This window comes from Streptomyces sp. NPDC005374, from assembly GCF_042872225.1.
Classification (GTDB): domain Bacteria; phylum Actinomycetota; class Actinomycetes; order Streptomycetales; family Streptomycetaceae; genus Streptomyces.
This window is the reverse complement of the sequence record NZ_JBIAKA010000003.1, coordinates 60,194-81,220: the sequence shown is the minus strand read 5'-3', so window position 1 is coordinate 81,220 and position 21,027 is coordinate 60,194. Positions and strand designations below refer to the sequence as shown.

Genomic DNA, 21,027 nt, shown 5'->3' with positions numbered 1-21,027 from the left:
GCCGGTCACGCGCTGGGGGAGCCTAGCCTGTGATCGTCTCGTGGAGAAACGGAAAAGGACGAGGGCGGTGCAGCCGGATGTCCGGCTGCACCGCCCTGCGCGGCTAGTTGAGCTCAGCTGCAACCGCTGGTCGAGCCGCAGCCCTCGCAGATATAGCAGGAACCGGCCCGCTGCATCTTCGTACCGCACGAGAAGCACAGCGGGGCGTCGGCCTGGATGCCCAGCTGCATCTCCACCAGCTCAGCGCTGGTGTGGACCTGCTTCGGGGCGGGCTCGGCCGCCACGACCTCGGCCTTCGGGGTGACGACGGCCTTCAGCTCCTGAGGGGCGCGCGGCGCCGACTGAGCCAGACCCTCGACGTCGACCTCCTCCTCGGTCGGCTCGTAGGAGCCGGTCTCGAGGTGGCGCTGACGCTCTTCGGCGGAGTGGATGCCGAGTGCGGAGCGCGTCTCGAAGGGCAGGAAGTCCAGCGCCAGGCGGCGGAAGATGTAGTCGACGATGGACTGCGCCATCCGCACGTCCGGGTCGTCCGTCATGCCGGCCGGCTCGAAGCGCATGTTGGTGAACTTCGAGACGTACGTCTCCAGCGGCACGCCGTACTGGAGGCCGACCGAGACGGCGATGGAGAAGGCGTCCATCATGCCCGCGAGGGTGGAGCCCTGCTTGGACATCTTCAGGAAGACCTCACCGAGACCGTCGTCCGGGTAGGAGTTGGCCGTCATGTAACCCTCGGCGCCGCCGACCGTGAAGGACGTCGTGATGCCGGGACGCCCCTTGGGCAGGCGCTTGCGGACCGGGCGGTACTCGACGACCTTCTCGACCGCGGTACGGATGGTCTCCTCGGCCTTCGCCGTGACCTCGGTCTTCTCCTTCTCCTTGGTCTTGGCGGAGAGGGGCTGGCCGACCTTGCAGTTGTCACGGTAGATGGCGAGCGCCTTGACGCCCATCTTCCAGGCCTCGAAGTAGACCTCTTCGACGTCCTCGACGGTCGCCGTCTCCGGCAGGTTGACCGTCTTGGACAGGGCGCCGGAGATCCACGGCTGGATGGCGGCCATCATGCGGACGTGGCCCATCGCGGAGATGGAGCGCTCGCCCATGGCGCAGTCGAACACCTCGTAGTGCTCGTGCTTGAGGCCCGGGGCGTCGATCACATTGCCGTTCTCGGCGATGTGGGCGACGATCGCCTCGATCTGCTCCTCCTGGTAGCCCAGGCGGCGCAGGGCCTGCGGGACCGTGCCGTTGACGATCTGCATCGAGCCACCGCCGACCAGCTTCTTGAACTTGACCAGTGCCAGGTCGGGCTCAAGACCGGTGGTGTCGCAGGACATCGCGAGTCCGATGGTGCCGGTCGGGGCGATGACCGACGCCTGCGCGTTGCGGAAGCCGTTCTTCTCTCCGAGGCGGACCACGTCCTGCCAGGCCTCCGTGGCGGCGGCCCAGATCGGCGAGTCCAGGTCGTCCATGCGGACGGCCTTGGTGTTCTCGTCCGCGTGCTGCTTCATGACGCGCAGGTGCGGCTGCGCGTTGCGCGCGTAGCCGTCGTACGCGCCGACGACCGCGGCGAGTTCGGCGGAACGCTTGTACGACGTGCCGGTCATCAGTGACGTGATGGAGCCGGCGAGGGCGCGGCCGCCGTCCGAGTCGTACGCGTGGCCGGTCGCCATCAGCAGGGCGCCGAGGTTGGCGTAGCCGATGCCGAGCTGGCGGAACGCGCGCGTGTTCTCACCGATCTTCTGCGTCGGGAAGTCCGCGAAGCAGATGGAGATGTCCATCGCGGTGATGACGAGCTCGACGACCTTCGCGAAGCGCTCGGCCTCGAAGGACTGGTGCCCCTTGCCGTCGTCCTTGAGGAACTTCATCAGGTTCAGCGAGGCGAGGTTGCACGAGGTGTTGTCCAGGTGCATGTACTCACTGCACGGGTTCGAGCCGTTGATGCGGCCGGACTCCGGGCAGGTGTGCCACTGGTTGATGGTGTCGTCGTACTGGATGCCCGGGTCGGCGCAGGCCCAGGCGGCCTCGGCCATCTTGCGGAACAGGGCCTTGGCCTCGACCTCCTCGATGACCTCGCCGGTCATGCGGGACGTCAGACCGAACTTGCCGCCCGTCTCCACGGCCTTCATGAACGTGTCGTTCACCCGGACCGAGTTGTTGGCGTTCTGGTACTGGACGGACGTGATGTCGTCGCCGCCCAGGTCCATGTCGAAGCCCGCGTCACGCAGGGCGCGGATCTTCTCCTCCTCCTTCACCTTGGTCTCGATGAAGTCCTCGATGTCGGGGTGGTCGACGTCGAGGATGACCATCTTGGCGGCGCGACGCGTGGCGCCACCCGACTTGATCGTTCCTGCGGAGGCGTCGGCACCACGCATGAAGGAGACCGGGCCGGAGGCGTTGCCGCCCGAGGACAGCAGTTCCTTGGAGGAGCGGATGCGGGAGAGGTTCAGGCCGGCGCCGGAGCCGCCCTTGAAGATCATGCCCTCTTCCTTGTACCAGTCGAGGATCGACTCCATGGAGTCGTCGACGGCCAGGATGAAACAGGCCGAGACCTGCTGCGGCTGGGGCGTGCCCACGTTGAACCACACGGGGCTGTTGAAGCTGAAGATCTGGTGCAGGAGGGCGTACGCCAGCTCGTGCTCGAAGATCTCCGCGTCGGCGGGCGAGGTGAAGTACTTGTGGTCCTCGCCGGCCTTCCGGTACGTCTTCACGATCCGGTCGATCAGCTGCCTGAGGCCGGTCTCGCGCTGCGGGGTGCCGACGGCACCCCGGAAGTACTTGCTGGTGACGATGTTGACCGCGTTCACCGACCAGAAGTCGGGGAACTCGACGCCGCGCTGCTCGAAGTTGACCGAGCCGTCGCGCCAGTTGGTCATGACGACGTCACGGCGCTCCCAGGCCACCTCGTCGTACGGGTGCACGCCGGGGGTGGTGTGGATGCGCTCGATACGCAGTCCCTTGGTCGCCCTGGTGCCCTTGGCGCGGGAACTCCGTGCCGGACCGCTCGCCGTCTCTGTCATGCCGCCTCCCTGTACGGGCTAAAACGCCCTGAAGTGCCCTGATGTTCCCGGGCACGGTGTTTTGTCTGGTGTTGCGGGCACCCACTCGCTGCCGCCCGCAACAGGTCTTCGTTCGCCGCCGTCCGGCCGTCCGGGGTCTCCGCCCGTCCGGCCCGCCGATCAGTCGGCGGCGCGGGCGGGCTCGGGAACCCGGTCGGTCCCTCCGGGCCCGCGATCGTCTTCCTGGCTACCCACGACGGCCTCTTCGCCGTCCGTGGCCTCTCCGCGGTCCTCGTCGTCCGCGGCGGGGGGCCCCGTCTCTTCCCTCAGTTCCACGATCGCGGCCTCGAAGTCCTCGAGCGAGTCGAACGCCCGGTAGACGGAGGCGAATCGCAAATACGCGACGAGATCCAGCTCCTGCAACGGGCCGAGTATGGCCAGCCCCACGTCATGGGTGGTCAGTTCGGCGCTCCCGGTGGCCCGCACCGCCTCCTCGACCCGCTGGCCGAGTTGGGCGAGCGCGTCCTCGGTGACAGGTCGCCCCTGGCATGCCTTGCGCACACCGTTGATGACCTTTGTACGACTGAAAGGCTCGGTGACTCCGGACCGCTTGACCACCATCAGCGAGCACGTCTCCACAGTCGTGAAACGACGGGAGCAGTCCGGACACTGGCGGCGCCTGCGGATCGACGTGCCGTCGTCGGTCGTACGACTGTCGACGACACGGCTGTCGGGGTGCCTGCAGAAGGGGCAGTGCATGAACTCCCAACCCTCCTCACAGCAGACTCAATGGCCTCGCTGAGCCCCATGGGCCCCTCGAAGCAGCCCCCAGCATAGGCGATCGCAGCGGGCACGGAGACCCGGGGGACCACAACTTCTGGGCTGCTGCAGCAATCCAAGCACTACATGTAGGGATTGGCACGGCATACACGCCGTACACGCGTGTCGCGCATGTATGGGCCTGTGCCGTACGACCCACCCCGCCCCCGGCGAACACGCGGCGCGGCCGTATCGCTGCGCCGCATGCGGAGATACCGTGGGCGCCACAAGGAGGGGACGTGGGATTCCCGCAGAGATGGGAGCCGGTACCCGGTTGACGGGCCACCGGATGGCAGACTGAGGCAACAACCCGCGAGGTCGCCACCGGCGGTGAAGAGTACAGCAGTGGGCCCTTTCGCTCGGCAGGCGGCGCGTCAGCCATACACCCAGACACATCATCGCGAAAGGCGCTTCGCGATTTTTCACTCGAACGTGTGTTTGGCGCAACCTTTCGAAAGCAACTACCGTTGTCCAGCAGGGAGACCATCGAGAGGGGCCGACGTGACCACGACCGCAGACAGTGCCACCATCACTGCCCAGGACCGTTCCCAGGGCCGACTCGAGCCGGTGCATGCGATGAACGAAGCCGCGAATCCCGAGGGACAAAAGCGCTCCCTGCCGGGGCGGCCTCCAGGCATCCGTGCGGACAGCTCGGGACTGACCGACCGGCAGCGCCGGGTGATCGAGGTCATCAGGGACTCAGTGCAGCGGCGCGGCTACCCGCCGTCCATGCGGGAGATCGGCCAGGCGGTCGGCCTGTCCAGCACCTCCTCCGTCGCACACCAGTTGATGGCACTGGAGCGCAAGGGCTTCCTGCGCCGCGACCCGCATCGCCCACGCGCGTACGAGGTACGCGGCTCCGATCAGGGCACCTCGGCGCAGCCCACGGACACGGCGGGCAAGCCCGCCGCGTCATACGTCCCGCTGGTCGGCCGGATCGCCGCCGGTGGCCCGATCCTCGCCGAGGAATCGGTCGAGGACGTGTTCCCTCTCCCCCGCCAGCTCGTCGGTGACGGTGAGCTGTTCGTCCTCAAGGTCGTCGGCGACTCGATGATCGAAGCTGCGATCTGCGACGGCGACTGGGTCACCGTCCGCCGCCAGCCCGTCGCCGAGAACGGCGACATCGTGGCCGCGATGCTCGACGGTGAGGCCACCGTCAAGCGCTTCAAGCGCGAGGACGGCCATGTCTGGCTGCTCCCCCACAACTCCGCGTACGAGCCGATTCCCGGCGACGACGCGACCATCCTCGGCAAGGTGGTGGCAGTTCTGCGGCGCGTCTGAGCGTCGCAGCCGGCCTCGCCGACTGGACCGGGCCCCGGAACCCCTGCGCCGGTTCCGGGGCCCTGTGCTGTCCGGACCCGCTGACTCATGGACCCGGTAACGGGTGGGTGCATACCGTGGGTTGGCCCGTCCCGGCATCGGGACGGGCCAACCCGTGATCATTCGGCTTCCGCATGCGCCTTCTCGGCTTCGGCCGCGAGCGCCGCCGCCTCGGTAGCCTTCGCCGCGGCGTCGATCGCGGTCAGCGACTTCCTCACCTGGTTACGGTCCGTGGTGTACCAGAAGTCCGGTAGGGACGCCTTCAGATAGCTGCCGTACCGCGCTGTGGCCAGCCGCTGATCCAGTACGGCGACGACACCGCGGTCACCGGAAGCGCGGACCAAACGGCCGGCGCCCTGGGCCATGAGCAGGGCGGCGTGTGTGGCCGCGACCGCCATGAAGCCGTTGCCGCCCGCATCCTCCACCGCTTTCTGGCGGGCGCTCATCAAAGGGTCGTCGGGGCGCGGGAACGGGATCTTGTCCATGACGACCAGCTGACAGCTGGGGCCGGGGACGTCGACGCCCTGCCAGAGGGACAGTGTGCCGAAGAGGCAGGTCTTCGGATCGGCCGCGAAGTTCTTGATCAGCTCACCGAGGGTCTCCTCGCCCTGGAGGAGTATCGGGAACTCGGGGATGCGGGACCGCAGTTCCTCGGCGGCCAACTGGGCAGCTCTCATGGACGAGAACAGGCCCAGGGTTCGGCCGCCGGCCGCCTGGATGAGCTCGGTCAGCTCGTCGAGCATGTCCACGCGGTCGCCGTCGCGCGCGGGGCGCGACAAGTGCTTGGCGACGTACAGGATGCCTTGCCTGGGATAGTCGAAGGGTGAGCCCACGTCGAGGCCCTTCCACTTCGGCAGGTCGTCACCCTCGGTGCCTTCCGGAGCCAGCCCCAGGGACGCGCCCACGCCGTTGAAGTCGCCGCCCAGCTTCAGCGTCGCCGAGGTCAGGACCACTGAGCGGTCCGCGAACAGCTTCTCCCGCAGCAGGCCCGAGACCGACATGGGAGCCACACGCAAGGAGGCTCCGAAACGGTCATGCCGTTCGTACCAGACGACGTCCCACTCCGAGCCGTTCGTGATCCGCTCCGCCACGTCGTGCACCGACTCCACGGAGGCCAGGGCCTGTTTGCGGACCGCGTCCTCGTCCTGGACCGACTTGTCGCGGGTCGCGCCGATCGCGGAGATGACCGTGCGAGCAGCGTCACGCAGCGCCATGAGCGCATATCCGAGGTCCTCCGGGACCTCCTCGATGCGACCCGGCAGGGCGAGCTCCATCAGCCGCTCGAAGCCCTCGGCGGCGGTCTGGAGCTGGTCGGCAGCCTTTTCGTTGACGAGCTTCGCGGCACGGCGGACCGCGCGGTTGACCTGGCCTGCAGTGAGCTCACCGGTGGCGACGCCGGTGACGCGGGAGACCAGCTCGTGCGCCTCGTCGACGATCAGTACCTCATGCTGCGGGAGGACAGGGGCGCCTTCGATGGCGTCGATCGCGAGCAGCGCATGGTTGGTGACGACGACCTCGGCGAGCTTCGCGCGCTCGCGCGCCATCTCGGCGAAGCACTCGGCGCCGTAGGCGCACTTCGTGGCTCCCAGACACTCGCGGGAGGACACGGAGATCTGCGCCCAGGCACGGTCGGAGACGCCCGGAGTGAGGTCGTCGCGGTCACCGGTCTCGGTCTCCTGCGACCAGTCCCGCAGCCGCAGCAGGTCCTGGCCCAGCTTGCTGCTGGGAGCCGCCGCCTCGAACTGGTCGAAGAGGCCCTCCTCCTCGTCCTGAGGCACACCCTCATTGAGTCGGTGCAGACACAGGTAGTTCGACCGGCCCTTGAGCATGGCGAACTCCGGGCGGCGACGAAGCAGCGGGTGCAGCGCCTCGACCGTGCGCGGCAGGTCGCGCTCCACCAGTTGTCTCTGAAGAGCAAGGGTGGCCGTCGCGACGACGACTCGCTCTCCGTGCGCGAGCGCGGGCACGAGATAGCCGAGCGACTTTCCGGTCCCGGTGCCGGCCTGCACCAGCAGGTGGGAACTGTCGTCGATCGCGTCCGCGACGGATTCGGCCATGGTCACCTGGCCGGGGCGCTCCGCACCGCCGACGGCAGTGACGGCAGCATGCAGGAGTTCGGGGAGTGAGGGCTTCGTCATAGCGCGACCACCCTACGGCCCGGCACTGACAATGGGGTGATCACGACGGGGACGACGGGCGGGATCAAGACCTGGAGCTCCTTGGAGGAGTAGCGGGTGAGCGTCGGATCGACTCGACTCGGTTCGCTTTGGACCGGATCTGATCCCGGCGGAGGCGGGTCCGGCCCACGGTTGGCCGGAAGGGACCGAAGAGCCTGGCGGGCGGAATCACAGGATCCGGCGCCGTCGCAAAAATCTTCTCACCGAGATGCGGAACCGACTCGGCACGAGCGGTGTACCAAAAGTGATTGCACGATGACGCAGGGCTACAGCAGATCGCGCAGGGACCGGTCGCGAACCATAAGGGCCGCCCGCTTGTCGGGCAGGTCCATCTCGGCGGAGAAGCGGAAGCCTGCATTCAGAAAGGCGGTGACGGACGGGATGTTGCGAAGGTCGGGTTCCGCGACGACGCGGGCACAGGCCGGTCGCTTGTCGAGCACGAGATCGGCGACCGCTTTCACCAGAGTGCTGCCGAGACCGCGCCCACGGTCGGTGACACCGCCGATGAGCAGGTGGATACCGGTGTCGTGCGGTCTGGCCGGATAGTGGCGGGCCAGCGGGTCGAGGTCTGCCCGGTAGACCTCCCAGTAGCTCATCGGGGTGCCGTCCAGCACTCCGAGGCAGGGAATGCTGCGTCCGTCTCCGGTGAGTTGGGAGCGCAAATGGTCCTTCGTCACGCTCCGTGGCCCGGCCAGCTCCCAGAACGCCGTGACGGCGGGGTCGTTCATCCAGCGGCAGATCAGTGGGAGATCCCGCTCGACGCGTACGGGCACGAGTTGGAACGTCCCTGCCGGAACGGTGACCGGACCCCAGTGGGCGAGGTCGTCGAGCAGGTCACCGTCTGCCGGGTCGAGCGAGCCGGCCAGGGCAGTGCCGACACCCCGGCTCCGACGCCCGCCACCGCCGGCGCCAGGGTTGACGCCACGGCCGACGCCTTCTGTCTCGACAAGTGAGAGGAGTGCCTCGGGCAGGCGCAGCTCCAGCGTGTCCTCGTTGTCCGTGCCACGAGAGATGCCTCGTGCGTCGCTGTCCTCTTCCGTATCCGGACAGCCAGCCGTGCCGATGCCGACGTCGGTGACGGGTACGGAAGTGGCGTGGGCACGCTCGTCGGGGGAAGGCACGGGGCGCTCCTCTCAGGAGATGGGGTGGGTCATGTTCCTCAGGTGTGAAGGGGGTTGGCGATGGTGACGTAGACGGACTGGGTGTCGACCGGGCCGACGAGTTCGTCGAGACCGTGCAGTCGGGTCAGTAGATTGGCCTTGCAACGCAGGACGGGTGAGTCGAGCAGATGGCCGGGGAGGGTGGTGCGCAGTCGGGTGGGCCCGGAGGCCACGCCGTCGAGGAAGCGGCGGAAGGCGGCAAGCAGCAGCCGTTCGTCGGCCAGACGCTGGGAGCCGAAGGCTCCGATGAGGCCGAGGACGTTATTGATCGCCAGGTAGTAGGCGAAGCGCTCGTCGGTGACCTCGTCGGACACGAAGGTGTCGCTGTGCTCGCCGATGCCGGGCAGTCGGGCGTCAAGATCCGAGCGTCGGGACTCGCGGAAGTAGTAGCCCTGATTGTCGCGATAGCGGCCGCCGACGGGCCAGCCGTCGGTGTCCAACAGGACCAGCGTGTTCTGCTGGTGTGCCTCCAGCGCGATGCCCGCCTCCCCGTCGAGCCACAGCACTGGGCGGACGACCTGCTCGAGATAGCGCAGGAACCACTCGGCGGCGACAGCTCCCCGGGGACGGCCGGTCCGGGCGGCGAGGCGGGTGACGACCTCGGAGAGCCGCGACCGCCAGACCGGATGGCCCTGGTTCGGACGGTCTACGTCCTGGCGCCCCATGTCCAGGCGCTCCACGTCCTGGCGGGTCGACTCCGGGCTACCTGCGGTGACACCAGGGCGGGCGGACGGACGGGGAGAGACCAGGCCTGCGATACAGGAGGCGTCAACCGACGGACTGAACGGGTTGTGCCGGATCACCACGTCGAGACCAGGCGCGGGATTGCCGTCAGGCCCGTCGACCGCGATCCAGGCGGGGTCGCGGACGATGTCGAACGCGGGGTGGACCGCCTGCCACTCCGTGGACAGACCCGCACGCAGGAGCCGGTGCACCTCGACGCCGCGGTGGAGTTCCTTGCGGAGGTTTTCACGACGGGAGTTGGTGATGCGCAGGCCCAACGAGAGCTTGAGCATGGCAGGGGCGCCGGAGCGATGGACAGTGCGGACGGAGGAGGTCGGATGCCACCAGGGGCCATGGGCACCCAAGTCCTGGAGCAGCCCGGCATCGAACAGCGGGGCGGTTTCGGGGCGGTGCCGGACCTCACGGAACTGCCAGGGGTGCATCGGCAGGGCCGTGCGGCCGTCGAGCAGTTGCAGATCAGGTCCGGCCAGGCGCCGGGTGAGTTGAGCGGCGGTGACGGGACGACCACCTTCGGTCCAGGCCGAGTCCGTGGCGAGGAGGGAGGGATCGACAGAGAGCCAGTGCAAGGGGAAGGAGCCGCGCAACTCGGGTGAGTAGGAGGTCCCTTCGGCTTCGGAGAGGCCTTCGCGACTCTTCGGCGCCGGGTGCAGTGGGTGGCCGAGGACGAGTGCCTGTTCGGCGGTGAGGAAGAGATCCGGACCGTCGCCGGGGTGCCGGCGGCGTTCGCCGACGAACGTGGCAGTGCGGCGGACCGAGTCGGCTACGCGAGCGGGGAGTTCGGTGCCTGCGGCAGCGGTGTGTGCCGCAGCCGACTCGCGGGTGAGCAACGCCGCGACGGTGACCGCATTGGCCGGAGGGGCCTGCTCCGGTGCCTCGGCGAGACGGGGGAGGCCGAAACGGTGCCACCCCGCCGGGGACCAGTAGCGGACGGGAACAAGAAGGGTGGTGCAGCTGGCGGGGAGGGGGATGCGCAGGGTGCCGCCGTCGGGCGCGGAGAGGCCGGCCTCGCGGACCCAGCAGCGCAGCAGGTTCTCCACGGTCGCGGCTTCAGCCACGGTGTGTGGGTCTGGATGGTCCAGGAGGTCGGCGGTGGTGCCGCGCAGGCGTTCCTGTTCAGGTGGGCCGCCCTGGGACGGGGTGTGGTGGGGGCGAGGGCGCCGCTGCGGAGAGGGGACTGTGCCGGAGGAGTTGTGCGGGTGCGTGGGGGTGCGGTCGTCGGGGGTGGGGGTGGTGTTCAAGTTCGGTGTCCCTCGGGGGTGGTTCTGCCTGAGGATGCTGCTGCCTCGGAAAGGCCGTCTCGTGGGTGTGGGTCGAGGATGCCCCTCGTTCTGCGGTCATCGAGGAGGCCGACCTGTCGGAGGAGTTGGTGATGAATGAGCCGTCGAGTGGAGGTGAGCGGTGTTCGGGATGGATTCGGTGAGTGAGGGGTGTGACTGGTCGCGTTCGGAGGGGCCGGTGCGTGCCACGCGATTGCGGCCGGCCAGTCGACTTCGGTCGGAGCCGCTGCTGGCCATTCGTCTCCTCCCACCACGCCAACTCCGGAAACAGCCTGGGCTTTCGCCTTTGCTCTTGGTACGGGGACTGGTACTGCTGCTGGTCCGAGCACTGGTGCAGGCACCGCCGGCCGGCGCCGCCCGGGAACCACTCCTTCCGTTCCTCCTCGTCGCTCCGGCTCCGGCCCGGACGTCGCTATCGCCTCCCGCCACCGGGGCCACCATCGGGGCGGTGACTGCGGGCCACCGCTGTCACCGCGTCGGCGAGTCGGTCCAGGACTGCGGTCGCCTGCTCGTCGGTGATCGTCAAGGGTGGGAGCAGACGCACGACGCTCGCGTGCCGCCCACCGAGTTCGACGATCAGGCCCCGCCTGAGGCACTCCCGCTGGACAGCGGTGGCAAGGCGTGGAGATGCAGGGCGAGGCGAGGGAGCAGCTCCCGTCATCATCAGCGCGGCTTCCAAGCCACCGGCCCTACTCGGCCCAACCGTGCCCCTCGTCCCGTCAGTTCCCTCGGAGGCACCGGCCCCGTCAGCCCCTCCGTGGTCACCGAACTCACCCTGCCCACCGGACCCGGTACTCCTGGCGGACTCATCACCCCCGGCGTTCCCATCAGTTCTGCCGGCCTCCCACCCCTCCGGCTCCACGAACTCCACGCCGATCATCAGCCCCCGTCCCCGCACGTCACCGATCACGGGGAAGTCCCTGGCCAGTGCCCGCAGTTGGATCAACATGCGCTCGCCGAGCGTGGCCGCGCGTTCGGTGAGGGCGTTCTCACGGACGTAGGCCATGGTGGCCGTGCCGGCGGCCATGGCGAGTTGGTTGCCGCGGAAGGTGCCTGCGTGGGCACCGGGTTCCCAGACGTCGAGGTCGTCGCGATAGACCACGACGGCAAGGGGCAGGCTGCCGCCGATGGCCTTGGAGAGGACCATCACGTCGGGGGTGATACCGCTGTGGTCCACGGCCCAGAAGGCACCGGTGCGGCCGACGCCCGTCTGGACCTCGTCGACGATCAGCGGGACCGAGCGGTCGGCCGTGATCTGCCGCATGCGCCGCATCCATTCGTCCGGGGCCGGCAGGACCCCGCCCTCGCCCTGGACGGGTTCGAGGATCATCCCGGCGGGCAACGGCACCCCGGACTTGGGGTCGTCGAGGACGGATTCGGTCCAGCGGGCAGCGAGTTCGGCGCCGATCGGGCCGCCGACGCCGAAGGGGCAGCGGTAGTCCTGCGGATAGGGCAACCGGGCGACCCGTACGTCGAGGGCGTCACCGGACGCTTCGAGTGCACCGGAGGTCATCCCGTGGTAGGCGCCGGCGAAGGCGAGCAGTCCGCTGCGGCCTGTCGCGGTCCGTACGAGCTTGAACGCGGCTTCCACGGCGTCCGTACCGGCGGGCCCGCAGAACTGCACGCGCGCGTGGTCGGCGAGACCGGGCGGCAGGGTGCGGAACAGTTCGGTGGTGAAGGCGTCCTTGACGGGTGTGGCGAGGTCGAGGACATGCAGGGGCGCGCCCGAGTCGAGGACCTTGCGGATGGCTTCGAGGACGACGGGGTGGTTGTGCCCCAGGGTCAGGGTGCCCGCGCCCGAGAGGCAGTCCAGGTATCGGCGTCCGTCGGCGCCCTCGATGGTCAGGCCGCGTGCGCGTACGGGCACGATCGGGAGGGCGCGGGCGTAGGTGCGCGCAGCCGACTCGCGGGCCGACTGCCGCCGCAGGATCCCGTCATGTGCGGCGCGGGTGGGCGACCGTTCCTCGGCAGCGGTATGTCCCGCCATGGCTTCCCCGGGTGCGGTCTCGGTCACGGCCATGGTTCTCCCGTCGTCGCGCTGTGCAGGGGCAAGCGGTTCCTTCACGGCCTCACCCGCCCCGACATACGGAACCCCGCGAGGCTTTGCTCGACATCTCGGCACGTCGATGCCCAAATGTCTGGAAATCTCCGGGGATTGGGGCGTGGAGGACCGAACCGTCCGTCGGCAGCGAGTCCCCCACCGCTACCAACCCCGGGCCGTTCAACGGGTTACGGGTGGACTGAAGATCTTTGGCGTGACGGAACTGTAGCGATTCCGTCGGAAGTCACCCACAGTGGGCGCATAGTGTGGGATGCCGTTGATGCCGTTTCCAAGGCGCGGTGCCGGAAGGCGAACTCGCGGGACGCCTGCGGGAGTCGCCGGCCCTGGCACCCGGTTCGCCCACACCAGGGGGAGGCAGAGCATGCGATCCGAACCGCTGTCGTTGACCGCTCACGGCGAAGGCGAAAGGGGCGCGCGTCGCAGAACCTCCACCGTGCTGGCCGCCATGGCCCTCGCCTCCGTGCTGGCTCTGACCGCCACCGCCTGTGGGTCGAACGCGGGGGACGCCGACGCGCAGGCCTCCGCCTCCGCCGCATCCGAGGGTGACGGCAAGATCACCATCCCGGACGACATCAGGGACCGGCTCAAGGAGCACGGGATCGATGTCGACAAGTGGAAGGGCGGCGCCTGGAAGGACTGGGACAGGGACGACTGGCTGCGCGAGGCCCAGGACTACATCAACCCGATCATCGAGGGGCTGTGGGACGCGGACCGGATGCGGGGGGCCGAGGATCCCGACCGCGGCGTCCGGGAGAACGACCTCTCGGGCGACCAGGGTGTGACCGACCCGGAGCCGGCACCCGTGAACGCGAAGGCCGTATCGCCTACGTACCACGACAACGTTCCCGAAGCAGGCAAGGTGTTCTTCGACTCCCCCGAGGGCACGATGGTGTGCTCGGCGACGGTCGTGGAGGATCCCGCTCACCCGGGGAAGTCCGACCTGGTCTGGACGGCGGGACACTGCGTGCACGCGGGCAGGAGCGGTGGCTGGTACCGCAACATCGCGTTCGTGCCGTCGTACAACGACCAGGCCCTGTCGGCAGGGCAGTTGGCGGGAGCGACCGCGAAGGAGCTCGCCCCCTACGGTGTCTGGTGGGCCGACTGGGCGCAGACCTCGGAGCAGTGGATCGGGCAGGGGGGTCCGACCGGCGGGGACGGTGCCCCGTACGACTTCGCTGTCATCCATGTGACTCCGGAGGAGGGTGGCACCGGCAAGTCGTTGGAGGAGACGGTCGGTTCGGCCCTGCCGGTGAACTTCAGCGCTCCGGCGGTGCCGCGGACGAGGAGCATCACGGCCTCCGGGTATCCGGCGGCGGCGCCGTTCGACGGGGAGACGCTGTACCAGTGCCAGGACAGGCCGGGACGGCTGTCGATCAACGCCTCGAGTCCGACGATGTACCGCATCGGCTGCACCATGACCGGTGGTTCGTCGGGCGGCGGCTGGGTCGCGGCGGGAGCGGACGGCGAGCGGGCGCTGGTGTCCAACACCTCGATCGGCCCGGTGAGCGCTGGCTGGCTGGCCGGACCACGGCTGGGTGAGGTGGCCGAGGGCGTGTACGACTCGGTCAGTGAGAAGTTCGCGGGCCAGTAACCGCTCCCGGCCCGTTCGCAGCCTCAACCGCCTCCCGAGACGGCACCGGGTGACGACGACCGGTGATCCGTGAACATGCCGGAAGCCCGCCCCTTCTCGGAAAAGGGGCGGGCTTCTCAGCAGTACTGCGGGGCTCAGGCCACCGGTGCCGGCACGTACGGTGCGAGGTCCGCTGCCAGTTCCTCGTGCACCCGCACCTTGAGGAGGGTGCCCTCCGCCGTGTGCTCCTCGGAGATCACCTCGCCCTCGTCGTGGGCGCGGGCGACCAGCTTGCCGTGGGTGTACGGCACGAGCGCCTCGATCTCGACGGACGGCCGGGGCAGTTCGTTGTCGATCAGGGCGAGCAGCTGGTCGATGCCCTGGCCGGTACGGGCCGAGACCGCGATGGAACGCGTCTCCATCCGCATCAGCCGCTGGAGCGTCAGCGGGTCAGCCGCGTCGGCCTTGTTGATCACGACGATCTCGGGCACGCCGGTGGCGCCGACGTCCCTGATCACCTCGCGTACGGCGGCCAGTTGCTCCTCCGGGTTCGGGTGCGAGCCGTCCACCACGTGCAGGATCAGGTCTGACTCGCCGACCTCCTCCATGGTGGAACGGAACGCCTCGACCAGGTGGTGGGGCAAGTGCCGTACAAAACCGACGGTGTCGGCCAGGGTGTACAGGCGGCCGCTCGGGGTCTCCGCCCTGCGGACGGTCGGGTCCAGGGTCGCGAACAGCGCGTTCTCGACCAGGACTCCCGCGCCCGTGAGGCGGTTGAGCAGGGACGACTTGCCGGCGTTGGTGTAGCCCGCGATGGCGACCGAGGGCACCTTGTGGCGCTTGCGTTCCTGGCGCTTGATCTCGCGGCCGGTCTTCATGTCCGCGATCTCCCGGCGCATCTTCGCCATCTTCTCGCGAATCCGACGCCGGTCCGTCTCGATCTTGGTCTCACCGGGACCACGGGTGGCGAGGCCGCCGCCCTTGCCGCCGCCCATCTGACGGGACAGCGACTGACCCCAGCCGCGCAGCCTCGGCAGCATGTACTGCATCTGCGCGAGCGCGACCTGCGCCTTGCCCTCACGGGACTTGGCGTGCTGGGCGAAGATGTCGAGGATCAGGGCCGTACGGTCGATGACCTTGACCTTGACGACGTCCTCGAGGTGGATGAGCTGGCCCGGGCTGAGCTCACCGTCGCAGATGACGGTGTCCGCGCCTGTCTCCAGGACGATGTCCCGCAGTTCGTTCGCCTTGCCGGAACCGATGTAGGTGGCCGCGTCCGGCTTGTCGCGACGCTGTGTCACGCCGTCGAGGACGACAGCGCCCGCGGTCTCCGCGAGGGCGGCGAGCTCCGCGAGGGAGTTGTCCGCGTCCTGCACGGTCCCCGTGGTCCAGACACCGACGAGGACGACCTGCTCCAGGCGGAGCTGGCGGTACTCGACCTCGGTGACGTCCTCGAGCTCGGTGGAGAGGCCGGCGACGCGGCGCAGTGCCGCGCGGTCGGAGCGGTCGAACTGATCGCCGTCCCGCTCTCCGTCGATCTCGTGGCTCCAGGCGACGTCCTCTTCCATCAGGGCATCGGCCCGAAGACCTTCGGCGTAGTTGTGCGCGAGGCGCTGCGTGTCCTGGGAAGGGGATGAAGAGGAGGTCATTGGGTCCTTACGTCGTCGATACGTCGTCGGTGATTCCGATTCGGCGGTCATGTCTCACAACGCACGAGTACTCCGGGAGATTCCCGCGCCCCGTGCCGCGCCGACCTGAAGATGGTCGCACGGTACGGGGCGTCTCGTCACGGCCTTATTTCACCGGTGCGGCGGGGGCGGTTGCCTTCCAGTCCGGGTGGCCGGGCATCGGTGGGGTCTGCTCGCCGTAGAGCCAGTCCTGGAGGAAGCCGCCGAGGTCGCGTCCGGAGACCTCGGCGGCGAGCCGCACGAAGTCGGCGGTCGTCGCCGTGCCGTCCCGGTGTTCCTGCACCCAGGCCCGTTCCAGGTTCTCGAAGGGCCTGCGGCCGATCTCCTGGCGCAGGGCGTACAGGACGAGTGCGGCGCCGTCGTAGACGTTCGGGCGGAAGATGCCGATCTTCTGGCCGGCCTTGGGCGGCTTGGGAGCGGCGGGCGGTCCGCCGGCGGCACGCCAGCGGTCGGAGAAGCCGTACGCGGCCTTCATGCGGGCCTGAAGGGTGCGGCCCGCCTTCTCCTCCGCGTACAGGGCCTCGTACCAGGTGGCGTGTCCTTCGTTGAGCCACAGGTCGGACCAGGTGCGGGGGCTGACGCTGTCGCCGAACCACTGGTGGGCGAGTTCATGAACCATGATCGACTCGACGTACCACTTGGGGTACGCGGGCTCGGTGAAGAGGTCCTTCTCGAAGAGGGAGAGGGTTTGGGTTTCCAACTCGAAGCCGGTGTCGGCGCCGGCCATGAGGATGCCGTACGTCTCGAAGGGGTACGGGCCGACCTTGCTCTCCATCCAGGCGATCTGGTCCGGGGTCTTCTTCAGCCACGGCTCCAGTTCGGCACGGTCCTTGGTGGGTACGACGTCCCGGACGGGCAGGCCGTGCGGGCCGGTGCGCCGCAGCACGGTGGAGCGGCCGATGGAGACCTGCGCGAGTTCGGTGGCCATGGGGTGCTGGGTGCGGTACGTCCACGTGGTCGCCCGGCCGGCCCGGTCCACGTCGGTCGGCAGACCGTTGGCGACCGCCGTGTAATCGTCGGGCGCGGTGACCCGGATGGTGAACATCGCCTTGTCGGAGGGATGGTCGCTGCAGGGGAACACCAGGTGGGCGACATCGGCCTGGTTGGCCATGGCGAGCCCGTCCGTGGTGCGCACCCAGCCGCCGTCACGGTCTGCGGCGGAGACGGGGTCACTGCTGTGCCGGACGGTGATCCGCATCCAACTGCCGCCGGGCAGCGGTTCGTCGGGGGTGATCACGAGGTCCTCGTCGGCACTGGTGAACGCCGCGGGCCGGCCGTCGACCTCGACCGACTGGACGTCGCCGTGAGCGAAGTCGAGGTTGATGCGGTCGAGTTCGGTCGTCGTCCAGGCGTCGATGGTGGTGACGGCCGTGAGCGGCTTGCTGTTGTCGCCCTGATAGGTGAAGGAGAGGTCGTACGACGCCACGTCGTAGCCCGGGTTGCCCAGGTGCGGGAAGAGGCGGTCACCGACGCCGAGTGGGGTGGCCGGGGCGCTCGCGGCAAGCAGGCAGACGGACACGGCGGAGGCGAGCAGCGCGGCCGCCTTGAGTCGCGGGGCGGTTCCGGTACGGCGGCGGGGGGCGTCGGGACCGGGCCGGTCGGCGAAGGTGGGGCGGGCGTGGATGCGGAGGGTGAGCGGCATGCACCACCGCTACCAGCGCGCGCGTGCGCCGCGTCGGCGACTCGCGACCGGCCCACTCGAACGGGGTCCTCCGGCCCTGGCGCGGCGACGCGTGCGGTTCCGGGAGCCTCCACACGCGCGTGAAGGCCGGGGGATGCCTCCGCTGCCTTCAGGCCCCCGGGGTCTGGGCCCTGCTCACGTCGTACACCCCGGCCACGTTCCGCATCGCCCGCATCAGGGACGGCAGCAGGGCCGCGTCCGGCAACTGGACGGTGTACGTGTGACGCACCCGTTGCTGGCTGGGGGGTTCGACGGTCGCGGAGACGATCTCGGCGCCCTCGCCCGCCATGGCCTCGGTGAGGTCGGCGAGGAGGTGCGGGCGGCCGAACGATTCAGCGAAGAGCGTGACCCGGCACTCGGCGGCGTCGCCCCAGCGCACGTCGACCTCCTTGCGCCCCACGTCCTTCATGCGCGCCACCGCGGCGCACTCGACGCGGTGCACGGTGACCACTCCCCCGCGCACGGCGAAACCGGTGATCTCGTCGGGCGGTACGGGCGTGCAGCAGCCGGCCAGTCGTACGGTCGTTCCGGGCTGGTCGACGAGGGCGTGGGCGGTGCCGGGGGAGGCGGCCGGGTCGTCGTCGGCCGTAGCCCCGGCGATGCTCCGGCCCGCGCTGTCGGGCGTGTCGTCGCCGGGCAGCTCGGCAAGGACCGGCCGGAAGGGCTTCGGACTCTCCTGCTCCTCACGCGCGGCCTGCACACTCTCGGCCGTCAGTGCTCCCGCCCCGTTCCGCTCGTCGGCCTCCTGCGGGACCTCGGGCGACGGATGCGTCGCGATCCACCGCTGGATCGCGATCCGGGCCGCAGCCGTGTGCGCGTGCTCCAGCCACTCCTTGGAGGGCTCGGCGGCCGGGTCCTGTCCCATGAGGAGCTGGACTGTGTCGCCGTCCTTCAGAACAGTACTCAGGGTCGCCAGACGGCCGTTGACGCGGGCGCCGAGGCAGGCGTGCGCGTCCTCGCCGTACTGGGCGTACGCGGCGTCCACGCAGGTCGCGCCCTCGGGCAGCCCCAGGGTGCCGCCGTCGGGCCGGAACACGGTGATCTCGCGGTCCTGCGCGAGATCCTCGCGGAGCGTGGACCAGAAGGTGTCGGCGTCGGGCGCGGCCGCCTGCCAGTCGAGGAGCCGGGAGAGCCAGCCGGGCCGGGTGGGATCCACCCGCTCCTCGTCGGCACCCGGGCTCTGCTCCTCGGAGAGGTCCGGAGGGGACGCGTACGGATTGCCGAGCGCGACCACACCGGCCTCGGCGACCTTGTGCATCTGGTGCGTGCGGATGAGGACTTCGACGACCTGGCCGTCACCGCGGGCCACGGCAGTGTGCAGCGACTGGTACAGGTTGAACTTCGGGACGGCGATGAAGTCCTTGAACTCCGAGACGACGGGCGTCAGACAGGTGTGCAGTTCGCCCAGGACGCCGTAACAGTCCGCGTCCTCACCGACGAGGACCAGCAGGCGGCCGAAGTCCGCGCCGCGCAGCCGGCCGCGCTTGCGGGCCGTCCGGTGCACGGAGACGAAGTGGCGCGGCCGGATGACGACCTCGGCCTGGATCCCGGCCTCGCGCAGCACCCCCCGCACCTCGTCGGCGACCTCGGCGAGCGGGTCGTCCGCGCGGGAGGCGTTGTCGACGATCAACTCCCGCGTGTGCTCGTACTCCTCGGGGTGGAGGATCGCGAAGACCATGTCCTCGAGCTCGGTCTTGAGTGCCTGGACGCCGAGCCGTTCGGCGAGCGGGATGAGGACATCGCGGGTGACCTTGGCGATGCGCGCCTGTTTCTCGGGGCGCATCACACCGAGCGTGCGCATGTTGTGCAGCCGGTCGGCGAGTTTGATCGACATCACGCGGACGTCGTTGCCGGTGGCGACGAGCATCTTGCGGAAGGTCTCGGGCTCGGCGGCGGCGCCGTATTCGACCTTCTCCAGTTTGGTGACGCCGTCGACGAGGAAGCGGACCTCCGCGCCGAACTCCTCGCCGACCTGGTCGAGCGTCACCTCGGTGTCCTCGACGGTGTCGTGGAGCAGAGAGGCCGTCAACGTGGTGGTCTCGGCACCGAGTTCGGCCAGAATCAACGTCACTGCGAGCGGGTGTGTGATGTACGGCTCACCGCTCTTGCGCATCTGACCGCGGTGCGAGGACTCGGCCAGGACGTAGGCGCGGCGCAGGGGTTCGAGATCGGCGTCGGGGTGGTGGGCTCGGTGGGCCTCGGCCACATGGCCGATGGCATCCGGCATCCGGTCCCGGGCGGCGGGGCCGAGCAGCGCGGCGCGGCCCAGGCGGCGCAGGTCGATCCGCGCCCGCCAGCGGGCGGCCGCACCTGTCACCGGACCTGGGGTCGCGGGGTTCGTGGCCTCCGCACTCATGGGCACCTCCGGCTGTGGACCGGCGGACGGGTGCCCCATGGCGGACACGGCTCAGGGGATGACATCTGTTCCCCGTCCGGGCCGGTGCTTGATGCTACCGAGCCCATCACGCCCGACTGACCGCCTCTCGGCGAGCGTGAAACGGATCACCCATTCGAGCGAAGGTTTGGAGGTTTACGATTTCGCGCCGCCTGACCTGCGGCCGACCGTGGTTTCGCATCACGCAGGATGCCGGAGGCTGCGCTTCCCCTCCTCCGACACTCCGAGCGCCATGGTTTCATATGGTCAACGAACGGCGCTTTCAAGCCAGTCGGCGTCGATCTCGCCCTCGGCGACGATCACCGCCGGGCCGGTCATCTCGATCTCGCCGTCCGCCCGCTCGGTGATCACCAGGGTGCCGCCGGGCACATCCACGGTGTACGTCGCCGGGGTACCGGTGGCCGCGGGGTCGGCGCCGTCCCTGCGGGCCGCGGCGACGGCGACGGCGCACGCGCCCGTGCCGCACGAACGGGTCTCGCCTGAGCCACGCTCGTGCACGCGCATGGCGACGTGTCCGGGGCCGCGGTCGACCACGAACTCGACGTTGACCCCGTCCGGGTAGGCGGCGGCCGGGCTGAAGGGCGGCGGGGAGTACAAATCGCCGGCATGCGCGAGGTCGTCCACGAAGGCGACGGCGTGCGGGTTGCCCATGTTCACGTTCCGGGCGGGCCACGCGCGGTCGCCGACGCTCACCGTGACGTCGCCTTCGGGGAGCCGAGCCCTACCCATGCCGACGGTGACCTCACCGGTCTTGTCGATGTGCACGGCCTTCACGCCTCCGCGCGTGGCCACCGTGAGGTCGCCCTCCGTGACGTGACCGGCGTGCTGGAGGTAGCGCGCGAAGACGCGCACGCCGTTGCCGCACATCTCTGCGATCGAGCCGTCGCCGTTGCGGTAGTCCATGAACCACTCGGCCTCGGCCGCCATGGAACGCGCCTCGGGGTGTGACGCGGATCGCACGACGTGGAGCAGGCCGTCACCGCCGATGCCCGCTCGGCGGTCGCAGAGGACGGCGACGGCGGTCGGCGAGAGGTCGAGGGTGTTCTCGGGGTCGGGGACGATCACGAAGTCGTTCTCGGTGCCGTGACCCTTGAGAAAGGGGATCCGCGTGCTCATTCCTCGATGGTAGGCGAAGGCCGTTCTC

Annotated in this window: 12 protein-coding genes; 2 read left to right on the top strand and 10 right to left on the bottom strand. The window is 69.3% G+C overall.

Translation table 11 applies throughout. The features are described 5' to 3' along the window. Nucleotides 1-113 precede the first annotated feature (113 nt). Both ACFYRX_RS08835 and nrdR read right to left on the bottom strand, forming a co-directional pair. On the bottom strand, nt 114-3,011 hold the full coding sequence (locus tag ACFYRX_RS08835) for a vitamin B12-dependent ribonucleotide reductase (RefSeq protein ID WP_389097644.1): 2,898 nt from the start codon (nt 3,009-3,011) through the stop codon (nt 114-116). 159 nt (nt 3,012-3,170) lie between these two features. Then, nucleotides 3,171-3,749 carry a transcriptional regulator NrdR gene (gene nrdR, locus ACFYRX_RS08830; protein ID WP_389097643.1) on the bottom strand — a complete coding sequence of 193 codons (579 nt, stop codon included), beginning with the start codon at nt 3,747-3,749 and terminating at the stop codon, nt 3,171-3,173. A 561-nt stretch (nt 3,750-4,310) separates the two neighbouring features. Between nrdR and lexA the strand changes: the two genes are divergently transcribed. Then, the gene (gene lexA, locus ACFYRX_RS08825; RefSeq protein ID WP_389097642.1) at nt 4,311-5,090 is read left to right on the top strand and encodes a transcriptional repressor LexA; all 780 of its coding nucleotides are present in this window, start codon (nt 4,311-4,313) and stop codon (nt 5,088-5,090) included. 158 nt (nt 5,091-5,248) lie between these two features. Here lexA and ACFYRX_RS08820 read toward each other — a convergent pair whose 3' ends face one another. The 4 genes from ACFYRX_RS08820 to ACFYRX_RS08805 form a co-directional block, all read right to left on the bottom strand. Then, nucleotides 5,249-7,267, bottom strand: a complete 2,019-nt coding sequence (locus tag ACFYRX_RS08820; RefSeq protein ID WP_389097641.1) for an ATP-dependent DNA helicase — start codon at nt 7,265-7,267, stop codon at nt 5,249-5,251. A gap of 305 nt (nt 7,268-7,572) precedes the next feature. Further along, entirely contained in the window at nt 7,573-8,427 is an 855-nt protein-coding gene (locus ACFYRX_RS08815) for a GNAT family N-acetyltransferase (RefSeq protein WP_389097640.1), read from the bottom strand. Nucleotides 8,428-8,465: 38 nt separating this feature from the next. Further along, nucleotides 8,466-10,448: an IucA/IucC family protein gene (locus tag ACFYRX_RS08810; protein ID WP_389097639.1), complete on the bottom strand. Its 1,983-nt coding sequence runs from the start codon at nt 10,446-10,448 to the stop codon at nt 8,466-8,468. Nucleotides 10,449-10,899: 451 nt separating this feature from the next. After that, nucleotides 10,900-12,507 (bottom strand): diaminobutyrate--2-oxoglutarate transaminase family protein, encoded by a 1,608-nt coding sequence (locus ACFYRX_RS08805; protein ID WP_389097638.1) that lies wholly within the window; start codon nt 12,505-12,507, stop codon nt 10,900-10,902. A gap of 403 nt (nt 12,508-12,910) precedes the next feature. Here ACFYRX_RS08805 and ACFYRX_RS08800 point away from each other — a divergent pair, with 403 nt between their 5' ends. Beyond that, nucleotides 12,911-14,140: a trypsin-like serine peptidase gene (locus ACFYRX_RS08800; RefSeq protein ID WP_389097637.1), complete on the top strand. Its 1,230-nt coding sequence runs from the start codon at nt 12,911-12,913 to the stop codon at nt 14,138-14,140. A gap of 134 nt (nt 14,141-14,274) precedes the next feature. Here the strand turns inward: ACFYRX_RS08800 and hflX are convergent, their stop codons facing one another. The 4 genes from hflX to dapF form a co-directional block, all read right to left on the bottom strand. Further along, nucleotides 14,275-15,768, bottom strand: coding sequence for a GTPase HflX (gene hflX / locus ACFYRX_RS08795; protein WP_389097636.1), 1,494 nt, complete (start codon nt 15,766-15,768; stop codon nt 14,275-14,277). Nucleotides 15,769-15,913: 145 nt separating this feature from the next. Then, nucleotides 15,914-17,449 carry a M1 family metallopeptidase gene (locus tag ACFYRX_RS08790; protein ID WP_389097635.1) on the bottom strand — a complete coding sequence of 512 codons (1,536 nt, stop codon included), beginning with the start codon at nt 17,447-17,449 and terminating at the stop codon, nt 15,914-15,916. 148 nt (nt 17,450-17,597) lie between these two features. Further along, nucleotides 17,598-19,844, bottom strand: coding sequence for a RelA/SpoT family protein (locus ACFYRX_RS08785; RefSeq protein ID WP_389097634.1), 2,247 nt, complete (start codon nt 19,842-19,844; stop codon nt 17,598-17,600). 285 nt (nt 19,845-20,129) lie between these two features. Further along, on the bottom strand, nt 20,130-20,999 hold the full coding sequence (gene dapF, locus ACFYRX_RS08780) for a diaminopimelate epimerase (RefSeq protein ID WP_389097633.1): 870 nt from the start codon (nt 20,997-20,999) through the stop codon (nt 20,130-20,132). Nucleotides 21,000-21,027 lie beyond the last annotated feature (28 nt).

What these genes read in the sequence shown, in the direction of transcription:
- ACFYRX_RS08835 (WP_389097644.1), bottom strand. Translation starts at nt 3,011, where the DNA reads ATGACAGAGACGGCGAGCGGTCCGGCACGGAGTTCCCGCGCCAAGGGC.
- ACFYRX_RS08820 (WP_389097641.1), bottom strand. Translation starts at nt 7,267, where the DNA reads ATGACGAAGCCCTCACTCCCCGAACTCCTGCATGCTGCCGTCACTGCC.
- ACFYRX_RS08790 (WP_389097635.1), bottom strand. Translation starts at nt 17,449, where the DNA reads ATGCCGCTCACCCTCCGCATCCACGCCCGCCCCACCTTCGCCGACCGG.
- hflX (WP_389097636.1), bottom strand. Translation starts at nt 15,768, where the DNA reads ATGACCTCCTCTTCATCCCCTTCCCAGGACACGCAGCGCCTCGCGCAC.
- dapF (WP_389097633.1), bottom strand. Translation starts at nt 20,999, where the DNA reads ATGAGCACGCGGATCCCCTTTCTCAAGGGTCACGGCACCGAGAACGAC.
- ACFYRX_RS08805 (WP_389097638.1), bottom strand. Translation starts at nt 12,507, where the DNA reads ATGGCCGTGACCGAGACCGCACCCGGGGAAGCCATGGCGGGACATACC.
- ACFYRX_RS08785 (WP_389097634.1), bottom strand. Translation starts at nt 19,844, where the DNA reads ATGAGTGCGGAGGCCACGAACCCCGCGACCCCAGGTCCGGTGACAGGT.
- ACFYRX_RS08800 (WP_389097637.1), top strand. Translation starts at nt 12,911, where the DNA reads ATGCGATCCGAACCGCTGTCGTTGACCGCTCACGGCGAAGGCGAAAGG.
- nrdR (WP_389097643.1), bottom strand. Translation starts at nt 3,749, where the DNA reads ATGCACTGCCCCTTCTGCAGGCACCCCGACAGCCGTGTCGTCGACAGT.